This window comes from Streptomyces sp. B21-105 (assembly GCF_036898465.1).
In the GTDB taxonomy this organism is placed as follows: domain Bacteria; phylum Actinomycetota; class Actinomycetes; order Streptomycetales; family Streptomycetaceae; genus Streptomyces.
In genome coordinates this window covers 2,177,831-2,196,968 of the sequence record NZ_JARUMJ010000001.1, presented here as the reverse complement: position 1 = coordinate 2,196,968, position 19,138 = coordinate 2,177,831, and the positions used below count along the sequence as shown (strand labels likewise).

17 protein-coding genes are annotated in these 19,138 nt (G+C 73.4%); 4 read left to right on the top strand and 13 right to left on the bottom strand.

Features of this window, described 5'->3' with window-relative positions; all coding sequences use genetic code 11:
- Window positions 1-32: 32 nt before the first annotated feature.
- Both QA802_RS09885 and QA802_RS09880 read right to left on the bottom strand, forming a co-directional pair.
- On the bottom strand, window positions 33-1,247 hold the full coding sequence (locus tag QA802_RS09885; RefSeq protein WP_334520130.1) for an acyl-CoA dehydrogenase family protein: 1,215 nt from the start codon (window positions 1,245-1,247) through the stop codon (window positions 33-35).
- Window positions 1,248-1,252: 5 nt separating this feature from the next.
- Window positions 1,253-2,275, bottom strand: a complete 1,023-nt coding sequence (locus tag QA802_RS09880) for a phosphotransferase family protein (RefSeq protein WP_334520127.1) — start codon at window positions 2,273-2,275, stop codon at window positions 1,253-1,255.
- A 239-nt stretch (window positions 2,276-2,514) separates the two neighbouring features.
- Here QA802_RS09880 and QA802_RS09875 point away from each other — a divergent pair, with 239 nt between their 5' ends.
- The gene (locus QA802_RS09875) at window positions 2,515-3,513 is read left to right on the top strand and encodes an NADP-dependent oxidoreductase (protein ID WP_334520124.1); all 999 of its coding nucleotides are present in this window, start codon (window positions 2,515-2,517) and stop codon (window positions 3,511-3,513) included.
- 61 nt (window positions 3,514-3,574) lie between these two features.
- Here QA802_RS09875 and QA802_RS09870 read toward each other — a convergent pair whose 3' ends face one another.
- From QA802_RS09870 to QA802_RS09855, 4 genes are all read right to left on the bottom strand, one after another.
- On the bottom strand, window positions 3,575-3,898 hold the full coding sequence (locus tag QA802_RS09870; protein ID WP_334520121.1) for a DUF202 domain-containing protein: 324 nt from the start codon (window positions 3,896-3,898) through the stop codon (window positions 3,575-3,577).
- Window positions 3,895-4,287: a YidH family protein gene (locus QA802_RS09865; protein ID WP_319166241.1), complete on the bottom strand. Its 393-nt coding sequence runs from the start codon at window positions 4,285-4,287 to the stop codon at window positions 3,895-3,897. The genes QA802_RS09870 and QA802_RS09865 overlap by 4 nt, the downstream gene beginning before the upstream one ends.
- 45 nt (window positions 4,288-4,332) lie before the next feature.
- Complete coding sequence (locus QA802_RS09860) at window positions 4,333-4,848, bottom strand: NUDIX domain-containing protein (protein ID WP_334520116.1); 516 nt, start codon at window positions 4,846-4,848, stop codon at window positions 4,333-4,335.
- Between the two features lie 109 nt (window positions 4,849-4,957).
- Window positions 4,958-5,851, bottom strand: a complete 894-nt coding sequence (locus QA802_RS09855; RefSeq protein WP_334520113.1) for a DMT family transporter — start codon at window positions 5,849-5,851, stop codon at window positions 4,958-4,960.
- Window positions 5,852-6,396: 545 nt separating this feature from the next.
- Here QA802_RS09855 and QA802_RS09850 point away from each other — a divergent pair.
- Both QA802_RS09850 and QA802_RS09845 read left to right on the top strand, forming a co-directional pair.
- Window positions 6,397-7,122, top strand: coding sequence for a molybdopterin-dependent oxidoreductase (locus QA802_RS09850; protein ID WP_334520110.1), 726 nt, complete (start codon window positions 6,397-6,399; stop codon window positions 7,120-7,122).
- The gene (locus tag QA802_RS09845; protein ID WP_334520107.1) at window positions 7,106-7,729 is read left to right on the top strand and encodes a cytochrome b/b6 domain-containing protein; all 624 of its coding nucleotides are present in this window, start codon (window positions 7,106-7,108) and stop codon (window positions 7,727-7,729) included. Before QA802_RS09850 ends, QA802_RS09845 begins: the two co-directional genes overlap by 17 nt.
- Window positions 7,730-7,753: 24 nt before the next feature.
- On the opposite strand, the gene QA802_RS09840 is transcribed toward QA802_RS09845, so the two are convergent.
- From QA802_RS09840 to QA802_RS09825, 4 genes are all read right to left on the bottom strand, one after another.
- A complete protein-coding gene (locus QA802_RS09840; RefSeq protein ID WP_319166233.1) occupies window positions 7,754-8,761 on the bottom strand; it encodes an L-idonate 5-dehydrogenase in 1,008 nt (335 codons plus the stop codon).
- A 64-nt stretch (window positions 8,762-8,825) separates the two neighbouring features.
- Window positions 8,826-9,584 (bottom strand): SDR family oxidoreductase, encoded by a 759-nt coding sequence (locus QA802_RS09835; protein WP_334520104.1) that lies wholly within the window; start codon window positions 9,582-9,584, stop codon window positions 8,826-8,828.
- Window positions 9,585-9,671: 87 nt separating this feature from the next.
- Window positions 9,672-11,069, bottom strand: a complete 1,398-nt coding sequence (locus tag QA802_RS09830; RefSeq protein ID WP_334520102.1) for a GntT/GntP/DsdX family permease — start codon at window positions 11,067-11,069, stop codon at window positions 9,672-9,674.
- A 173-nt stretch (window positions 11,070-11,242) separates the two neighbouring features.
- Complete coding sequence (locus QA802_RS09825) at window positions 11,243-11,806, bottom strand: gluconokinase (protein WP_334520100.1); 564 nt, start codon at window positions 11,804-11,806, stop codon at window positions 11,243-11,245.
- Window positions 11,807-11,949: 143 nt separating this feature from the next.
- On the opposite strand from QA802_RS09825, the gene QA802_RS09820 reads away from it, so the two are divergent.
- Window positions 11,950-12,651, top strand: coding sequence for a FadR/GntR family transcriptional regulator (locus QA802_RS09820; protein WP_307041373.1), 702 nt, complete (start codon window positions 11,950-11,952; stop codon window positions 12,649-12,651).
- Window positions 12,652-12,669: 18 nt separating this feature from the next.
- Here QA802_RS09820 and QA802_RS09815 read toward each other — a convergent pair whose 3' ends face one another.
- From QA802_RS09815 to QA802_RS09805, 3 genes are all read right to left on the bottom strand, one after another.
- Window positions 12,670-13,104, bottom strand: coding sequence for a YchJ family protein (locus QA802_RS09815; RefSeq protein ID WP_334520095.1), 435 nt, complete (start codon window positions 13,102-13,104; stop codon window positions 12,670-12,672).
- A gap of 356 nt (window positions 13,105-13,460) precedes the next feature.
- Window positions 13,461-14,813 carry a M1 family metallopeptidase gene (locus QA802_RS09810; RefSeq protein ID WP_334534447.1) on the bottom strand — a complete coding sequence of 451 codons (1,353 nt, stop codon included), beginning with the start codon at window positions 14,811-14,813 and terminating at the stop codon, window positions 13,461-13,463.
- Window positions 14,814-14,893: 80 nt separating this feature from the next.
- Window positions 14,894-18,760: a Pls/PosA family non-ribosomal peptide synthetase gene (locus QA802_RS09805; RefSeq protein WP_334520092.1), complete on the bottom strand. Its 3,867-nt coding sequence runs from the start codon at window positions 18,758-18,760 to the stop codon at window positions 14,894-14,896.
- Window positions 18,761-19,138: the final 378 nt, after the last annotated feature.

Here is a 19,138-nt window from a genome sequence, read left to right as displayed (position 1 = left end):
ATGGCGACCGCCCCTTACCCGCGCCACTGGTTCTAGAGGTACTTCTTCAGCTCGCGCCGGGCCAGCGAACGCTGGTGCACCTCGTCCGGCCCGTCCGCGATCATCAGGGTGCGCGCCCCGGCGTACAGCTCGGCCAGCGGGAAGTCCTGGCCGACGCCGCCCGCGCCGTGCAGCTGGATCGCCCGGTCGATGATGTCGACGACCGCGCGCGGGGTGGCGATCTTGATGGCCTGGATCTCCGCGTGGGCGCCCCGGTTGCCGACGGTGTCCATCATCCAGGCGGTCTTGAGCACCAGCAGCCGCAGCTGCTCGACCGTCACGCGCGCGTCCGCGATCCAGTTGTGCACCACGCCCTGCTGCCCCAGCGACTTGCCGAAGGCCGTACGGGAGACGGCCCGGCGGCACATCAGCTCGATCGCCCGCTCCGCCATGCCGATCAGCCGCATGCAGTGGTGGATGCGGCCGGGGCCGAGACGGGCCTGGGCGATGGCGAAGCCGCCGCCCTCCTCGCCGATCAGGTTCGTCACCGGCACGCGCGCGTGGTCGAACACCACCTCGGCGTGGCCGCCGTGGGAGTGGTCCTCGTACCCGAACACCTTCATGGCCCGCCGGACGGTGACGCCGGGCGTGTCTCGCGGCACCAGCACCATGGACTGCTGGCGCCGGATGTCCGGTCCTTCCGGGTCCGTCTTGCCCATGACGATGAAGATCTTGCAGTCCGGGTTCATCGCCCCGGAGATGTACCACTTGCGACCGGTGAGGACGTAATCGTCGCCGTCCCGCTCGATGTGCGTGGTGATGTTGGTGGCGTCCGAGGAGGCCACCTCCGGCTCGGTCATCGCGAACGCCGAACGGATCTCGCCCGCCAGCAGCGGCTCGAGCCACTGCTTCTTCTGCCGCTCGTCGCCGAACTGCGCGAGCACCTCCATGTTCCCGGTGTCCGGCGCCGCGCAGTTCAGCGCCGTCGGCGCCAGCTGCGGGGAACGGCCGGTGATCTCGGCGAGGGGCGCGTACTGCAGGTTGGTGAGCCCGGCGCCGTGCTCGGCGTCGGGCAGGAAGAGGTTCCACAGGCCCTGGCCGCGCGCCTCGGCCTTCAGCTCCTCCACGACGGCCGGCGTGTCCCACGGCGAGGCCAGCAGCGCCCGCTGCTCCTCGGCCACCGCCTCGGCCGGGTAGACGTACTCGTCCATGAAGGCGAGCAGTCTGGCGCGGAGGTCCTCGGTGCGTGCGTCGAACGCGAAGTCCATGCCGGTCAGCCTTCCTGGAGTGTGGTCAGTCCGTGCTCGATGAAGACGGGGACGAGCTCCCCGATGCGGTCGAAGCCGCCCCCGACCGTCTGGCCGAGCGTGTAGCGGTAGTGGATGCCCTCCAGGATCACGGCGAGCTTGAACCAGGCGAACGCCGTGTACCAGGCGACCGCCGAGACGTCGCGCCCGGAGCCCGCCGCGTACCGCTCGATCAGCTCGGCCGGCGAGGGGTGACCGGGCGCCGCGGCGGTCGTGGAGATCGGGGAGTCCGGCAACTGCAGGGGCACGCTGTACATCACCAGCAGCCCCAGGTCGGTGAGTGGGTCGCCGAGCGTCGACATCTCCCAGTCGAGGATCGCGCGGATCGTGTCGTCGGGGCCGATCAGGACGTTGTCGAGCCGGTAGTCGCCGTGCACGACGGCGGCGGCCGGGGAGGCCGGCAGCTCGCGGCCGAGCGCCGCGTGGAGCTCGTCGATCCCGGTCAGCTCGCGGCTGCGGGAGGCGTCCAGCTGCTTGCCCCAGCGGCGCAGCTGACGGTCCAGGAAGCCCTCGGGCCGGCCGAAGTCGGTCAGGCCGACATCGGCGGGGTCCACCGCGTGCAGCTCCACCAGGGTGTCCACCAGCGACAGCACCGCGTCCCGGGTGCGCCGCTCGCCGAGCGGGGCGAGCTCGTCGGCCGTGCGGTACGGCGTGCCCTCGACGAACTCCATGACGTAGAACGGGGCCCCGAGCACGTCGTCGTCCTCGCACAGCAGGACCGGGCGGGGCACCGGCACACTCGTCGGGTGCAGGGCGCTGATCACCCGGTGCTCGCGCTTCATGTCGTGCGCGGTGGCCAGGACGTGCCCCAGCGGAGGCCGGCGTACGACCCACTTCGCCTCGCCGTCGGAGACCGCATAGGTGAGGTTGGACCGTCCGCCTTCGATCAGCCGTCCGGTGAGGGGGCCGTGGACCAGACCGGGACGCTCGCGCTCCAGCAGGTCGCGCAGCCGTTCGAGGTCGAGTCCGGGCGGGTGGTCGGGGCTCATGCGTCGCTCCTACGGACGGGACGGGTGAACAGGGGCTCGCTCTATGATGCCGACCGGTCGGTATGGAGTCCAGGGGGCATGCCCAACGTGATCGGGGCCACGATAGGCCGACGGCTCCCCTGGACAGAACCCGGGGAGCCGTCGGAAGAACCCTTTTCAGTCGACAGGACGCCACGCGAAACCGGGACACCGGGTGATCCGGCTTGCGAGGCGTCCCGGGACCCCCGAGGGTCGGACCCATGAAGGCGATCAGTTACGCAGGTTACGGCGGCCCCGAGACGCTTCGGTACGGGGACGTGCGCGACCCCAGGATCGGCCCCGACGCGGTGCTGGTGAAGGTCCGGGCAGCCGCTGTGAACCCCGTTGACTGGAAGGCCCGGCAGGGTCACCTGGACGGCATGCTGGACGCCGTCTTCCCGGTGGTCCCCGGCTGGGACGTCTCGGGGGTCGTCGTCCAGCCCGGTGTGTCCGTCCCGGAGTACGCGGTCGGCGACGAGGTCATCGGATATGTACGCGAGGACTTCCTCTCCCGCGGCACCTTCGCCGAGTACGTCGCCGCTCCCGTGCGCACCCTCGCGCGCAAGCCCCGCAACCTCACCTGGGAGGAGGCCGCGGGCCTGCCGCTCGCCGGTCTCACCGCATACCAGGTGCTGACCGGGGCGCTCCGGGTGAGACGCGGCGAGACCGTCCTCGTCCACGCGGCCGCGGGCGGCGTCGGCTCGATCGCCGTGCAGCTCGCACGTCACCTGGGCGCCCGGGTGATCGGCACGGCGAGCGAGGCCAACCACGACTTCGTGCGCTCGCTGGGCGGCGAGCCGGTGGCCTACGGTGAGGGGCTGGCGGAACGGGTGCGCGGGCTGGCCCCCGAGGGCGTGGACGCGGCCTTCGACACGGTCGGCGGCCAGACGCTGAAGGTCTCCGCCGACCTGCTGGTTCCGGACGGACGCCTCGCCTCGATCGCCGACGGCGACGTCGTCGGCTACGGCGGCCGTTACTGCTGGGTCCGCCCCGACGCCGAGGACCTCACCCGCCTGGCGGAACTGGCCGAACAGGGCGTCGTCTCCGTCCACGTCTCGAGGACGTTCCCGCTCGAGCGGACCGCGGAGGCCCACCGCCGGAGCGAGGAGGGCCGCACCCGCGGCAAGATCGTGGTCACCGTGGACTGGGCGGAGGAGTCGGACGAGGGGGAGGAGTCGGACGAGGGGGAGAGAACGGAGCGGGCCGCGGGCGACGGGTAAGGGGCGGGTCCGGGCCGGCCGGAGGGGCCTGAGGAACGGGGGAGCGCGTCCGGCGGGTACGTCAGATCACCAGGGCCACGGCGCACACCGCCGTCGCGACCGCGCACGCGACGGCCGCCATGGCGTGCCGGGCGGTGAGGGCCGCCGGGCTCGGCGTGGCGGCGAGGGCTCGGATGCGTCGATGGGCGAGCAGCAGGAAGGCCAGCCACAGGGCACAGCACAGCGCGCCCGCCAGGATGTCGAACGCCGACGGACCGCCGTGCAGCGCGGCCTTCACGGCCAGCACGGCCGAGACGGTGCCCGCCAGCGTCGTACGCCGCCAGGCCAGCCGGGTCCGCTCGGGCTGCAGACCGGGGTCCCGCTCCGGCGCCGGCCCGGCGCTCATCCCTCCCACCCCACCAGCACCACCAGCACCATCGCCACGGCCACCACCGCGACCAGCACGCCCAGCAGCGCCGGGAAACGGGAGGACGGCAGGTCCTCGCCCCGGCGCATCGCCTGCTCGCAGCGCACCCAGTGGTTCACCGCGCGCAGGGAGCACAGCACGCCCGCGGCGAGCAGCGCGAGCGCCAGCCCGACCCGCCAGCCCCAGCGCAGGTCCGGCAGGAACTGGTCCACCGCGAAGCCTCCGCCGATCAACGCGAGCGCGGTGCGCAGCCAGGCCAGGAACGTACGCTCGTTCGCCAGGGAGAACCGGTAGTCGGGTGTGCTGCCCTCCTCCCTGACCTGCTCGGGGGCGAACCACAACCGGACGTTCCGTACGAACTCGATCACCCGCAGGACCCTACCCGTCGCCCGCGCCGGCCTCGTCGGTGCGGTTCACGCCGTCGCCCGGTGGTCCCTGAGCCGCCGGTACGCCGCCAGCCCGTCCGGCACCCACTCCCAGACAGGCAGGCGCCGTTCGACCTCCTCCTCGGGCAGGAAGTCGTGCCAGGCCACCTCCTCGGCCTGCGGGGTCACCGGCAGGTCGCAGCGGACCTCGTACACGGCCGACCACCAGCTCCCCGCCGCGCCGTCCTCGTAGAGGAACGTGAACAGGTACTCCGGGCGGGGCAGCCCGCTCACCCCCAGCTCCTCCTCCGCCTCGCGCAGCGCGGCCTCGTCGTAGGCCTCGCCCGCGCCGACCCCCCCGCCGACGAACATGTCGTACAGGGAGGGGAACACCAGCTTCCCCGCCGTCCTGCGGTGGACGAAGATCCGCCCCTCGGCGTCCCTGACCTGGACGAAGACGCAGCGGTGGCGCAGACCTTCGGCGTACACCTGCGCGCGCGGACGTCGGCCGATGACCTGGTCGTTCTCGTCGACGATGTCGAGGATTTCGTCAGCAGAGCTCATTCCCCCATCCAAGCAGCCCGCCCGGGCAACCCCGCCGCGTAGCCCCGCCCGGGCGAATACCGCTTGCGTGGCCGCCGCCCGCGCTGCCACCCGGCCCCGTCGGTACCGCTTACTGCGGCTGGAGCTTGGGCACCCGCTCCTGAGGGGCGCCGCCCCGCGGCATCGCCGGGTGCAGCCCGAGCAGCACGATGCCCGTGACGATCGCCGCCAGTCCCGCCGCCTCCCAGGCCAGCGCGGCGGTGTCGGTGTGCAGCTGGTCGCCCAGGAAGCCGACGCCGCAGAGGATCCCGGCGAGCGGCTGTGCCGCCGTCAGCGCGGGCAGCGACATCCGCAGGGGCGCCGTCTCGAAGGCGCTCTGCACCAGCACCAGGCCGGTCACACCGAGCGCCAGTACCGCGTACGGCTCCCAGCCGGTGATCAGCTCGCCGAGGCCGCCCGCCGAGAAGCGCTGTCCGCTGACCCGGGTCAGCGCGTCCTGCACGCCGTACAGCAAACCGGCGGCGAGGGCCAGCAGCACGGGGCCCGCGCTCAGCCGGGAGCGTTTGGCGTAGGTGGTGAGCAGCAGTGCCAGCCCGATCATCGTGCCGATGATCGTCCAGTGCCGCAGCGGGTCCGTGACCGCGCTGCCGCCGCGTGGCTCGCCCGCCACGATGAAGACGGTCACTCCGCCCGCCAGCAGGGCGAGCCCGGCCCAGCCCTGGCGGCCCAGCGACTGTTTCGTCTGATGCCGGGAGAGCGCGAGGGCGAACAGCAGGTTGGTCGCGAGCAGCGGCTCCACCAGGGAGATCTCGCCCTGGCCGAGCGCGATCGCGCCCAGGGCCATCCCCGCCACCATGAGGCCGAGTCCGCCCAGCCAGCGCGGCACCTTCATCAGGTCGAGCAGCAGCCGCGGCGAGAGGAAGTCGCCGAGCGGCGCCCGCTGTGCCGCGTTCTGCTGGAGCACGAACCCGAAGCCCAGACAGCAGGCGGCGCTCACGGCGAGAACCAGAACCAGTACCGACACGCTGCGTACCTCGATCATCCGGTCGGGCCACGGACGGGGTGCGTAGTGGCCGACTGTAGCGTCCCAGCGCCCTCGGCACCCGGGGAGTGCCCGAAGCATCCGCGGCGGGCCCGCCCGGGGTGATGGTTCCGGGAGTACCCCGAAGCGGGCGGCTGACCCGGCCGCGGGGCCCGCGGCCGGAAGCCGGAGCGGAGGCGCGGGGCGCGGGGCGCCCCTACGGCCATGGTGTGGGCTCCGGCCGGGCCGCGCCATGGCGCACGCCACACCCGTCCCGCGGTCCGCCGGCCGCGGCGGCTCCCACCAGGGGCGGGCCGCCGGCGACTGCCCCGCGCCGCCGTGACGCGCCGGAACCACGGGGATCCACCGGCATTCACGGGTGTTCACCGGTACTCGTCGCGCTCGTCGGGACTTGTCGGGCCCCCGGACTCGTCGGGCCCGACCGGACGCACTCCCGCGCGGCCCGGAAAGGCAAGAAGTGATGACGGAAGTCTGACGGCTGCCCGGGAAGGCTGGTCCGGCCCGCCCGCGAGTGTTCGAATGGACGGGTGAATCCCGAACCGTTTGAGGAACGCGGCGCCCCCGTCGGCCGCCGGGTGTTCCTCGGCACCCTCGCCCTCGGCGCCCTGGGGGTCGTCGCCGCACCCCCGCTCCAGCGCGGTCTGGAGGCCTTCCTCGGCAGCGCCGCGGAGAAGGACCCCACGGGCCTGACCGGGCTGCTCCCCAACGGCGGCGGCTTCCGCTACTACTCGGTGACCTCGTCCGTCCCGCACAAGAACGCCTCGAACTACCGGCTCACCGTGGACGGCCTGGTAGACCGCCCCGTCAGCTACACCCTGGCCCAGCTGAAGGCCCTGCCGCAGACCCGGATGGTCAAGGACGTGCAGTGCGTCACGGGCTGGCGGGTCCCCGGCACCGCGTTCGAGGGCGTGCGGCTCTCCGCCCTCCTCGACGCGGCCGGTGTCCGGGCGAAGGCCGGCGCCGTCCGCTTCACCTGCTTCGACGGGGCGTACAGCGAGAGCCTCACCCTGGACCAGGCCCGCCGGGCCGACGTCCTGGTCGCCCTGCGCATGCAGGACAAGGACCTCGGTCACGACCACGGCGGCCCCGTCCGCCTCTACGTGGCGCCGATGTACTTCTACAAGTCCGCCAAGTGGCTCTCGGGCATCACCGTCACCGAGAAGGTGCAGCCGGGCTACTGGGAGAAGCGTGGCTACGACGTCGACGCCTGGGTCGGCCGTTCGAACGGACGCGACGATGAGCCTACGAGCTGAGGCGCCGCCGGCCGCCACCGGAGTGCACCGCTTCACCCGCGCGGAACGCTGGGTGCACCGCGCCACGGCCCTGCTGATGGGCGTGTGCGTGGTCACCGCCGCCTGCCTGTACGTCCCCGAGCTCGCCCAGCTCGTGGGCCGCCGCGAACTGGTCGTGCGAATCCACGAGTGGGCGGGTCTGGCTCTGCCGGTTCCCGTCCTCGCGGGCCTCGCCTCCCGCGCGTTCCGCGCCGACCTGCGCCGCCTCAACCGCTTCGGCCCGCACGACCGCCGCTGGCTGGGGGCCGTCCTGCGCCGCGACAAACGGCGGGAGTCGCGTCCGGCGGCCAAGTTCAACGCCGGTCAGAAGATCTACGCCGCCTGGATCGCCGGGGCCACCCTGGTCATGCTCGGCACCGGACTCCTCATGTGGTTCACCCGCCTCACGCCGATCATGTGGCGCACCAGCGCGACGTTCGTCCATGACTGGCTGGCCCTGACCGTCGGCATCGTCCTGGCCGGCCACATCGGCATGGCGCTCGCCGACCCCGAGGCCCGGCGCGGCATGCGCACGGGCTCCGTGAGCCGGGAGTGGGCCGAGCGCGAACACCGCCACTGGAAGCCGTGACCGGTCCGAGGCGGTGAACGACGGTCAGCCGCCGAAGTCCAGCAGCACTTTGCAGGAGCGGCTGCGGTCGGCGGCGAGCGCGAACGCCGACTCCGCCTCCCGCACCGGGACGACCGCGCTGACCAGCGCGTCGAACGCGGGCTCGGCGGCGAGCAGCCGCAGCGCGTCGTCGAACTCGGTGTCGAAACGGAACGCCCCGCGCAGCTCGATCTCCCGGCTGACCAGCAGGTTCCCCGGAAACGGACTCTGTCCCGGCGGCAGCATGCCGAGCTGCACGACGACCCCGCCGCGGCGCACCAGCCGCAGACAGGTCTCCAGCCCGGCGGCCGTCCCGGACGCCTCCACGGCCACGTCCGCCTCCGCCGGCCACCCGGGACCGTCCGGATCGTCGGCCCGGACGACGGCGTCGGCGCCCACGGCGCGCGCGTACCCGAGCGCGGCGGGCAGCAGGTCGGTGACGGTGACGTGGGCCGCGCCCGCCGCCTTCGCCGCAGCGACCACCAGGGAGCCGATGGGTCCGGCCCCGGTGACCAGTACCTGACGTCCGGACACCGCACCGGCCCGGCGCACCGCGTGCAGCGCCACCGACAGCGGCTCGGCGAGCGCGGCCCGACGCGGCGGCAGCCCCTGCGGAAGCGGCCGCACCTGCCCGGCCGGTACGGCGATCTCGGCCGCGAAGGCACCTTGCACATGCGGTGTTCTGGCCGCGCTGCCGAGGTAGCGGGTGTCCCGGCAGACGTGTCGCCGACCGTCCGCGCACTCGGGGCACACCCCGCACGGCGTGCCGGGGTGCACCGCGACCGGGGCGCCGGCGAGCGGCCCGCTCGACGCCGTGCCGACCACCTCGTGCCCCAGCACCATGGGCTCCCGCAGCCGGAAGTCACCGACCCCGCCGTGCCGCCAGTAATGCAGGTCGGAGCCGCAGACCCCGCCGTAGCGAACGGCGACGAGCACCTCGCCCGGCCCCGGCGCGGGCGCCGCCAGCTCGTCGACGCGCAAGTCGCCCGGACCGTGGATCACACATGCCAGCATCGGTCGTCACGCCCTTTCACACCACGCCCGTCATGCCGCTTCACAGCACGCCCGTCATGCCGCTTCACAGCACGCTCGTCATACCGCCGTCGACGTACAGCACCTGCCCGCCGACGAAGTCCGCCGCGGGGGAGACGAGGAACAGCACCCCGCCCACCAGGTCCTCGGTACGGCCCCACCGCCCGGCCGGGGTGCGCCGCCGTACCCACGCGCTGAACTCCTCGTCCTCGACCAGGGGCCGGGTCAGCTCGGTCTCGATGTAGCCCGGGCCGAGGCCGTTGACCTGGACGCCGTGCGGCCCCCAGTCGCCGCACATGCCCTTGGTGAGCATCTTCAGCGCGCCCTTGGCTGCCGCGTAGGGCGCTATGCCGGGGCGGGCGACCTCGCTCTGCAGGGAGCAGATGTTGACGATCTTGCCGTGGCCGCGCGCGATCATCCCGCGGGCCGCCTCCCGGCCCACCAGGAACGCGCTGGTGACGTTCGCGTCCAGCACCCGGTGCCAGTCGGAGTCGGCGAACTCCAGGAGCGGGGCGCGCAGTTGCATGCCGGCGTTGTTGACCAGGATGTCCAGTGGGCCGACCCGGTCCTCGACGTCGGCGAGGCCGGCCCGCACCGAAGGCCCGTCGGTGACGTCGAACACGCTGGTGTGCACCGTCCCCGGCAGTCCGGCGGCCGCCTGCGCGAGGCGTCCGGCGTCGCGTCCGTTGAGGACGACCGTGCAGCCGGCCTCGGCCAGGCCCCGGGCCAGCGCCAGGCCGATGCCCCGGCTGGAGCCGGTGACCAGAGCCGTCCGGCCGCTGATGTCGAACAGGGGGTGGCTCATCGCCGTGGCTCCTCTTTCCGGTGTCCGTCTTCCCGTGCCGGCGCGCGTCGCCCGCCGTCCCTCCCACCCACGCCCATGACCTGCCGTCTAGATCACGAGGGAGAGGAGCAGGACCAGACCGCCCGCGACCACGGAGATGATCGTCTCCATGACCGACCAGGTCTTCACGTTCTGGCCCACGCTGAGCCCGAAGTACTCCTTCACCAGCCAGAACCCGGCGTCGTTGACGTGGCTGAAGAAGAGCGAGCCCGCGCCGATGGCCAGCACCAGCAGGGCGGTGTGCGTCGTCGACATGTCGGCCGCGAGCGGGGCGACCAGGCCCGCCGCCGAGATCGTCGCCACGGTCGCCGAACCGGTCGCCAGCCGGATCGCCACCGCGATCAGCCAGGCCAGCAGCAGGGCGGGGATGGACCAGTCCTCGGAGATCTCCAGCACCATCCGGCCGACGCCGCAGTCGATCAGCGTCTGCTTGAAGCCGCCGCCCGCGCCGACGATCAGCAGGATGCCCGCGATGGGCGCGAGGCCTTTCTCGACCAGCCCCGAGACCCGGTCCTTGGCGAACCCTGCGGGCCGCAGCAGGGTGAAGATGCCGACGAGGACGGCCGTGAGCAGCGCGATCAGCGGGGATCCGACGACGTCGAAGACGCGCTGCACGGTGTGCTCCGGGTCGTCCACCACGATGTCGACCAGCGCCTTGGACAGCATGAGAACGACGGGCAGCAGGATGGTGGCGAGGGTGGCGCCGAACCCGGGCCGCTTCCCCAGTTCCTCGGAGGGCCGCTGGGGGATCATGCGGTCGGGGGCGGGGACGTCCACCCAGCGTGCGGCGGCCCGCGAGAACAGCGGACCGGCGACGACGACCGTGGGTATGGCCACCAGCACGCCGAGCGCCAGCGTCACGCCCAGGTTGGCGCCGACCGCGTCGATCGCGACCAGCGGGCCGGGGTGCGGCGGGACCAGCCCGTGCATCACCGACAGACCGGCCAGCGCCGGGATGCCGATCCGCATGAGCGAGTAGTTGCCGCGCTTGGCGACCATCAGCACCACCGGGATCAGCAGCACCACGCCGACCTCGAAGAACAGCGGCAGACCGATCACCGAGGCGATCAGCACCATCGCCCAGGGCATGGAGCGGCCGCCCGCCTTGGCGAGGATCGTGTCCACGATCTGGTCGGCGCCCCCGGAGTCCGCGAGCATCTTGCCGAGGATCGCGCCCAGCGCGATCAGCACGCCCACCCCGGCGACGGTGGCGCCCAGCCCGGTGGTGAAGGAGGCGATGGCCTTGTCGAGCGGCGCCCCGGCGAACGCGCCCAGCGCGAGCGAGCCGATGGTCAGCGCCAGGAAGGCGTGGAGTCTGAACCGAGTGATGAGCAGGACGATCACGGCGATGCCCGCCAGGACGGCGATGCCCAGCTGTGCGTGGCCGGCCGAGGTGATGGGCTCGACGGCGTCCGCTGCCAGCATCTCGACGCTGAGTCTGGTCACGGGGGATTCCCTTGTCAGGTAGGGGAGGGGGAGGGATACGGGGAGGTGCGGGATACGGGACGTGCGGAGGTGGGGCCGGCGACGGAGGAGGGTGATGACGACCGGTCCACCGGGGGGGGCACGGGGGGCCGACCGGCAGGGGCAGCCGACGGGGGAGTCAGCCGGACGAGGGCTCAGCCGCCGGGGTTGCCGGGGCCAGAGGGATTGCCGGGGGCGCCGGGATCGGCGGGATCGGCGAGGGCGTTCAGCGCCGCCACCGCCCGCCCGGCGATGGCCTCCGGGCTGCCGACGACGTCGACGACGACTCCGGCCTCGTCCGCCTCGAGCGGCTGGAGCGTGGCGAACTGGGAGTCCAGCAGCGCCGTCGGCATGAAGTGACCCTGCCGGTGCGCCATGCGGTCCTCGATCAGCGACCGGTCGCCCGCCAGGTGGACGAAGACGACGGCGGGGGCGGCCGCCCTGAGCCGGTCGCGGTACGACCGCTTCAGCGCCGAGCAGCTGACCACGCCGCCGAGCCCGGCCCGCCCGTGCGCCCAGACGCCGATCGCGTCGAGCCACGGCCACCGGTCGCCGTCCTCGAGGGGGGTGCCGGCCGACATCTTGGCGATGTTGGCCTGCGGGTGGAAGTCGTCGCCCTCGGTGTAGGGGACGCCCAGCCGGGCGGCGAGCAGAGGACCGATCGTGGTCTTGCCCGTGCCGGAGACGCCCATCACCACGACGACGTGCGGGGTACGCATCTCTGCCTCGCTGTCTTCCTCGACATCGGGCGCCGGTGGACGCCGCCGCCGACGATGAAACCGATTAGGTAGGACTATTGCAAGACCAAGCGCCAAATAAGTCTGACTTTTTGGCTCCGTGATCTACCCCGTACGCTGAGTGCATGACCACTCCGGACCGGGGGCTGCACGGCCGCGTACTGGACGCCCTGGGGCCCGCGATCACGGCGGGCGAGTATCCGCCCGGCAGCGTCCTGCGCACCGACGAGCTGGCCCAGCGCTTCGACGTCTCCCGGTCCGTGATGCGCGAGGCGGTCCGCGTGCTGGAGTCCATGGACCTGGTCGAGTCGCGCCGCCGCGTCGGCGTGACGGTCCGCCCCAGGTCCGCGTGGAACGTCTACGACCCGCAGGTCATCCGCTGGCGGCTGGCCGGCGCCGACCGCCCGCACCAACTGCGCTCGCTCACCGTCCTGCGCTCGGCGATCGAGCCGGTCGCGGCGGGCCTCGCGGCGCGACACGCCACGGCGGAACAGTGTGCCGAACTCACCGAGTGCGCGCTCGGCATGGTGGCTCACTCACGCGGCCACCGGCTCGAGGGGTATCTCGTCCACGACATGGCGTTCCACAGGGTGATCCTCGCCGCCTCGGGCAACGAGATGTTCGCCCGCCTCGGCGACGTCGTCGCGGAGGTGCTGGCCGGCCGCACGCATCACGAGGTCATGTTCGAGGACCCCGACCCGGCCGCCGTCACCCTGCACGTCCAGGTCGCCGAGGCGGTCCGGGCCGGCGACGCGGCCCGTGCGGAACGCCTCACCCGTGAGATCACCGTCGGCGCCCTCCACGAACTGGACATCCTGGCCCCCTGACCCGGCCGGCGTACGGCGTCACTCCGGGAAGTCACCGTCCACGTACGCCCAGGCCCCGTCCACCCGCTCGAAGCGGCTGCGCTCGTGCAGCGAGCCGCCCCGGTACGACGCGCGGAACTCCACCGACCCCGTCGAGTGGAACGCGCTCCCGCCGGCCACGGAGAGGATCTCCAGGCCGGTCCAGCGCATCCCGGGATCGAGCTCCAGCCGCTCCGGACGCGTCCGCGGATGCCAGGTCCGCAGCAGATAGCCCGCCTCGCCGGTGACGAACGCGCTGTAGCGCGACCGCATCAGCGCCTCGGCGGTCGCCGCGACCCCGGCGCCCGCGTGGCAGCGGCCGCAGCACGCCTCGTACGTCGCGGAGAGCCCACACGGGCAGTCGCCGGGAACAGCGGGAACGGCGGGCGCAGCGGCAAAGGCGGGCTGCCGCGGGCGGGCGGAACGTCGTGCCATACACCCATTGTGCCCGCCCGCCCGGAACCCCCGCCCGCCCGGCCCCCCCCGGGACCATCCGCCGTCCAGGATCACTAGGCCGTCCGGAATCCACTTGGCCCCCGGGACCACCCGGCCGCCCGGAATCCACTCGGCCTTCCGGGACCACCCGCCCGACACCCCTGGGGGCCGGGGCCCGCGCGCCGCGCGCCGCCCGCCCAGTCCTCGCCCGTGTCACTGTGCCGCTGGCATCCGCAACCCAGGCCGTGGCCGGGCCGCGCCCCGCCCGCGTCGCCGCGTCGCTCCCGGACCGCGGCCGAGGGCCGATGCCCAGCCCGGCCCTCGCTCGCGTCGCCGTGCCGCCCCCGTGCCGGCGCTCAGGCCGATGCCGCGCCGCGTTGCGCCGAAGGCGTCGGCAGCGGCGGGAGCGACCTCCCGTAGACCCACGCCGCGAACAGCTCGTCCAGCGGCTCGGACGTGAACCGGGCGGCGTGCGCGGCGAACGTCGCCGTGGTCACCGACCCGCCCCGGTGCACCCCGAGCCAGGCGCGCACCATGTGGAAGAACGCGTCATCGCCCAGCGCGCAGCGCACGGCGTGCACGGCGAGACCGCCGCGCTCGTAGAGCCGGTCGTCGAACATCGACTTGCGCCCGGGGTCGGCGAGCAGCAGATCCTGCGGCTGTGTCGCCAGCAACCGGTGGGCGACGGCGGCGAGTTGCTGTGCGCTGCGGCCGCCGGACCGCTCCGACCACAGCCACTCCGCGTACTTCGCGAACCCCTCGTTCAGCCAGATGTGCCGCCAGTCGGCGATCGACACGCTGTTGCCGAACCACTGGTGCGCCAGTTCGTGCGCGACCAGCCGCTCCGAACCCCGCGCCCCGTCCACGTGGTTGGCGCCGAACAGCGACAACCCCTGCGCCTCGACGGGGACGTCGAGCTCCTCCTCCGTCACGACCACCGCGTACTCGTCGAACGGGTAGGGACCGAAGAGCTGCTGGAAGACCTGCATCATGCCGGGCTGGCGCGCGAAGTCCCGCGAGAACTCCGGCAGCAGCCGTGCCGGGATGTGCCCGTGCTGCGGGACGCCGCCGAGCCCCGGGTCGCCCAGCAGCACCGTCTGGTACTTGCCGATCGACAGCCCTATCAGATAGCTCGACGTCGGCGCCGACTGCTCGTACACCCAGGTGGTCGTCGACGCCTTCGTGGTCCGCGTCAGCAGCCGGCCGCCCGCCACCACCGAGTACGCCGACGGCGTCGTGACCGACATCAGGTACGACGCCTTGTCCGCCGGACGGTCGTTGCACGGGTACCAGGACGGCGCCCCGACCGGCTGGCTCGCCACCAGTGCCCCGTCGTCCAGCTCCTCCCAGCCGAGCCCGCCCCAGGGGCTGTTCACCGGCTTCGGGTTGCCCGACCACTGCACCTCCACCGTGAAGGCGGCCCCGGCGCGGACCGGCTTGGCCGGCCGGACCCGCAGCCGGCCGCCCCGGTGCGTGTAGTGCGCCGGACGACCGTCCACCCGCACCCGGCCGAGCTTGAAGTCGGCCAGGTTCAGCTGGAACTCGGCCAGCGCCGACCGCCCCGCGATCGCGTTGATCCGCGCGGCGCCCGACAGCCGGTTCGGGCCCGGCCGGTAGTCCAGCGTGAGCTCGTAGCGGTGCACCCGGTACCGGGAGTCACCGTTGGCCGGGAAGTACGGGTCCGGCCCTACCGACTGCTGAACTGCCACTTCCGCGTCCGCTCCCTGCCCTGTGCTCGAACCGCCCGCCGCCGGTGCGTCGCCGCGCTCCGGGTCCGAGTAGCCCGTCCTCAGGGACGCCATGCCTCGATCGGGTTGCCGAGCCAGCGGGTGTCGTCCGGGACGGACTCCGCGGCCATGACGAGCGACGCGGGACCCAGGGTCGTCCGGGCCCCGACCGTGCTGCCGGGCAGCACGATCCCGCCAGGACCCAGCGTGGCGCCCTCACGGAGGACCACAGTATCCGTCCGCAAGATCCGGTCGTGGAAGAGGTGAGTCTGCAGGACGCACCCGCGGTTGACCGTCACGCCGTCCTCCAGCGTGACCAGGTCCGACTCCGGGAGCCAGTAGCTCTCCACCCACGTGCCCCGGCCGATCCGCGCCCCGAGCCCACGCAGCCACGCCGTCATCACGGGCGTCCCCGGCACCGCCCCGGCCAGCCACGGCACGGCCACCACCTCGACGAACGTGTCCGCCAGCTCGTTGCGCCACACGAACCCGCTCCACAGCGGATGCTCCCCGCTGCGGTGTCGGCCGACCAGCAGCCACTTGGCGACCACCGAGACGACGGCCGCCGCGGCCCCCGCCCCGAGCAGCACCAGCCCCGACAGCAGCGGCGCCCAGGCGCCGAGCGCGCACAACGCCGCCACCGTCAGCACCGCCAGCCCCGCCGAACAGAACACCGGCACGATCCGGCACAGCTCCACCAGCGCACGCGCCCACAGCAGCCTTGCCGTCGGCTCGTACGTCCGGCTCCGGTCGGCGTCCATCGTGTTCCGCGGCAGCTTCACCGGCGGCAGCCCCAGATACGAGCTGCCCTTCTTCGCCTTCTTGGGCGTCGCCGACAGCACGCCCACCAGACCGCCGTCCGGCACGCTCCGCCCCGGCGCGGTCATCCCCGAGTTGCCGAGGAACGCCCGCCGCCCGATCTCCGCGCGCCCGATCCGCATCCAGCCGCCGCCCAGCTCGTACGGCGCGGTCAGCGTGTCGTCGGCGAGGAACGCGCCCTCCCCGACCGTGGTCAGACTGGGCAGGGCGAGCACGGTGGAGACCTCGGCGCCCTTGCCGATCCGCATCCCCAGCAGTCGCAGCCACACCGGCGTGACCAGCCCCGCGTACAGCGGGAACAGGGTCTCCCGCGAGCGGTCCATGAGCTGCGTGACCGTCCAGGCCTGCCAGCCCGTCCGGCTGTGCGTGGGGTGCGTGCCCTCCCGCAGCCGCAGGCTCAGCAGCCGCACGGCCGCCAGCAGCAGCACCGCGTACGCCAGCCCGAAGGCGAGCGTCGCCGGGACCAGGGCGAGCGCGGCCCCCGACAGTGCCACGCCGAGACCACCGCCGGGCGGCACGAACAGGGCCGCCACCAGCAGCGCCGCCCCGCCGGCCAGCACCGGCAGCGCGGTCAGCGCGAAGCCGGTCAGCCCGTACATGAAGCGCCAGTACGTGCCCCGAGCCGGCCGCTCCTTGGGCCAGTTGCGCTTGGCCTTGCCGAGCTTGGCCGCGGGCGCGCCCGCCCACCGCTGACCCGTGGGGACCTGACCGGTCACCGCGGAACCCGGCGCCACCTCGGCCCGCTTGCCGACCCGGGCGCCCGGGAACAGCATGCTGCGCGTGCCGACCACCGCGTGCGCACCCACCTTGACCGGGCCGATCTCCAGCCGGTCGCCGTCCAGCCAGTAACCCGACAGGTCCACCTCGGACTCGACGGCCGCGCCCCGGCCCAGCCTGAGCATGCCGGTGACCGGCGGCAGCGAGTGCAGGTCCACGTCGGGCCCGACCTTGGCGCCCAGCGCCCGCGCGTACCGCTCCAGCCAGGACCCGGTCAGCGAGGTCGCCCCGCTGAACTCGGCCAGCCGCTCCGCGGTCCACAGCCGCAGATGGACGCCGCCGCCGCGCGCGTACCGCCCGGGCCGCACCCCGCGCAGCAGCAGCCGCGCACCGCCGGCCGCGATGGCGAGCCGCCCGGGCGGGCTGAACAGCAGCAGCGCGCCGCTGACCACCAGCCACCAGGGCGCGGTCGGCAGCCAGGAGTACATCGGCAGCAGGTTGCCCACCAGGGCCAGCGGCACCGTCCAGCGCAGCCCCAGCAGCGTGAACAGCGGGACAAGAAGCAGCAGCTGGATCACCTTCGCGCGCACGGGCACCGGCGCGACGACGCGGGCGGCCCCGTCGTCCTGCGCGGACTCCTCCAGATAACGGGCCAGCTTGCGCAGCGTCGGCTGCTGGTAGACGTCCAGGACAGCCGCGCTCGGATACCGGGTGCGCAGCCTCGTGGTGAGCTGAGCGGCGGCCAGGCTGCTGCCGCCGATCGCGAAGAAGTCGTCGCGGGCCCCGGAGACCGGGATGCCGAGCACCTCCGTCCACTGCTCGGCGAGCCAGGCCTCGGTGCCGTACAGCTGCTCGGTCCTGCCGCCGGGCTCCAGCCCCTCCAGGGGCCAGGGCAGCGCGTTGCGGTCCACCTTCCCGGACGTCCGGGTCGGCAGGTCGTCGACCGGGGCGAGCAGCGGCACCAGGGCCGCGGGCAGCTCGGCGCGCAGCCGCCGCACGGCCGCCGCCTGGTCCCAGCCCTCCTGGACGACGACGTACCCCACGAGAAGCTGGTTGCCGCTGCGGGCGCTGCGCACGGCCGCCGCGGCCCCCGCGACGCCCGGCAGCGCTTGCAGCGCCGCGTCCACCTCGCCCAGTTCGATGCGCCGCCCGCCGAGCTTGATCTGCTCGTCGGCCCGGCCGAGGAAGACGAGCCCGTCGGCGTCGGCGCGCACCAGGTCGCCGCTGCGGTACGCCCGCTCCCAGCCCAGCGACGTCAGCGGCGCGTACTTCTCCGCGTCCTTCTCCGCGTCGAGATACCGGGCCAGCCCGACCCCGCCGATCACCAGCTGTCCGCTGCCGCCCATCGGCACCGGCTCGCCGGCCTCGTCCACGACGGCCAGCTCCCAGCCCCGCAGCGGCAGTCCGATGCGGACCGGCTCCTCGCCGGACATCAGCGACGCGCAGGCCACCACGGTCGCCTCGGTCGGCCCGTAGGTGTTCCACACCTCCCGGCCCTCCGTCACCAGCCGCTGCACCAGCTCCGGCGGACAGGCCTCGCCGCCGAAGATCAGCAGCCGGACGTCGTTGAGGGTCTCGGGCTCCCACAGCGCGGCCAGCGTCGGCACGGTGGAGACGACCGTGATCTCCTGCTCGACCAGCCAGGGCCCGAGGTCGGCGCCGCTGCGGACCTGGGAGCGCGGCACCGGCACCAGACAGGCCCCGTACCGCCAGGCCAGCCACATCTCCTCGCAGGAGGCGTCGAAGGCCACCGACAGCCCGGCCATGACGCGGTCGCCGGGTCCGATCGGCTCCTCGGTGAGGAACAGCGCGGCCTCGGCGTCCACGAACGCGGCGGCGCTGCGGTGACTGACGGCGACGCCCTTGGGCTTCCCGGTCGAGCCGGAGGTGAAGATGATCCAGGCGTCGTGCCCGGTATCGGGGCGGGCCGCCGCCGCCCCGGACACGCCGTGGACGGTGATCTCCTGCCCGGCGCCGACCACGGCCCGCACGTCCGCCTCCCCGAACACCAGCTCTGCCCGCTCGTCGGGGTCCTCGGCGTCCACCGGCACATAGGCCGCGCCGACGGCGAGGACGGCCAGGACGGCCACGTACAGGTCGTTGGTGCCGGACGGCACGCGCACGCCCACCCGGTCGCCGAGGCCGACCCCGGCGGCGGCGAGCCGGCGCCGGAGGCCGTCCACCTCGACGGCGAGGGCGCGGTAGGTGAGGGGCGTGCTGCCGTCGTCCAGGGCGAGCTCGTCGGGGAACGACCGCACGGAGGCGTCGAAGACGTCGACGAGGGTGCGCGGCGAGGCGGCAGGACCGCCGGAGAAACGGGCGGTGTCACCGAGTCGGGCGTGGATCTCGTCGTCGAGCAGGCCGAGAGCGCTGCTCTCGTGAATGGCTGCCATCGGTCCTCGCGTCTCGAACCCGGAAGCCTCCGGGGCGCCGGCGGGCCCGCAGGTCTGCCTGGGGTTGTCCGGTCCAGCTCCATGACAAGCCGGAAATTTTAGTACGAAGCTAGGCGCGCCGGCTTGCGCCGGCCACTCGGGGAGGCTGTCCGGGGCGCGAGGAAAGATCGTTCGCAGGGCTCTGACCTGCACGGCCCACGCCGCGGCGAGATCTGCCCCACATCGACCGGAAAGGGCCCACGGAGTGGTCAGGGCGGGGGTGCAAAGGGGCGTACAGCGGCCTACGGGGGCTTGCGGGGGCGGGAATGCGGAGAGGGCGGCCCGGCCACTGGCCGGAACCGCCCTCTCCGCTGCTGTGGGTCGTTCACGAGATCCCTT

Coding starts and splice junctions, on each gene's coding strand:
- QA802_RS09885 (WP_334520130.1), bottom strand. CDS start 1,247: ATGGACTTCGCGTTCGACGCACGCACCGAGGACCTCCGCGCCAGACTG.
- QA802_RS09880 (WP_334520127.1), bottom strand. CDS start 2,275: ATGAGCCCCGACCACCCGCCCGGACTCGACCTCGAACGGCTGCGCGAC.
- QA802_RS09875 (WP_334520124.1), top strand. CDS start 2,515: ATGAAGGCGATCAGTTACGCAGGTTACGGCGGCCCCGAGACGCTTCGG.
- QA802_RS09870 (WP_334520121.1), bottom strand. CDS start 3,898: ATGAGCGCCGGGCCGGCGCCGGAGCGGGACCCCGGTCTGCAGCCCGAG.
- QA802_RS09860 (WP_334520116.1), bottom strand. CDS start 4,848: ATGAGCTCTGCTGACGAAATCCTCGACATCGTCGACGAGAACGACCAG.
- QA802_RS09845 (WP_334520107.1), top strand. CDS start 7,106: ATGAGCCTACGAGCTGAGGCGCCGCCGGCCGCCACCGGAGTGCACCGC.
- QA802_RS09840 (WP_319166233.1), bottom strand. CDS start 8,761: ATGCTGGCATGTGTGATCCACGGTCCGGGCGACTTGCGCGTCGACGAG.
- QA802_RS09835 (WP_334520104.1), bottom strand. CDS start 9,584: ATGAGCCACCCCCTGTTCGACATCAGCGGCCGGACGGCTCTGGTCACC.
- QA802_RS09825 (WP_334520100.1), bottom strand. CDS start 11,806: ATGCGTACCCCGCACGTCGTCGTGGTGATGGGCGTCTCCGGCACGGGC.
- QA802_RS09820 (WP_307041373.1), top strand. CDS start 11,950: ATGACCACTCCGGACCGGGGGCTGCACGGCCGCGTACTGGACGCCCTG.
- QA802_RS09815 (WP_334520095.1), bottom strand. CDS start 13,104: ATGGCACGACGTTCCGCCCGCCCGCGGCAGCCCGCCTTTGCCGCTGCG.
- QA802_RS09805 (WP_334520092.1), bottom strand. CDS start 18,760: ATGGCAGCCATTCACGAGAGCAGCGCTCTCGGCCTGCTCGACGACGAG.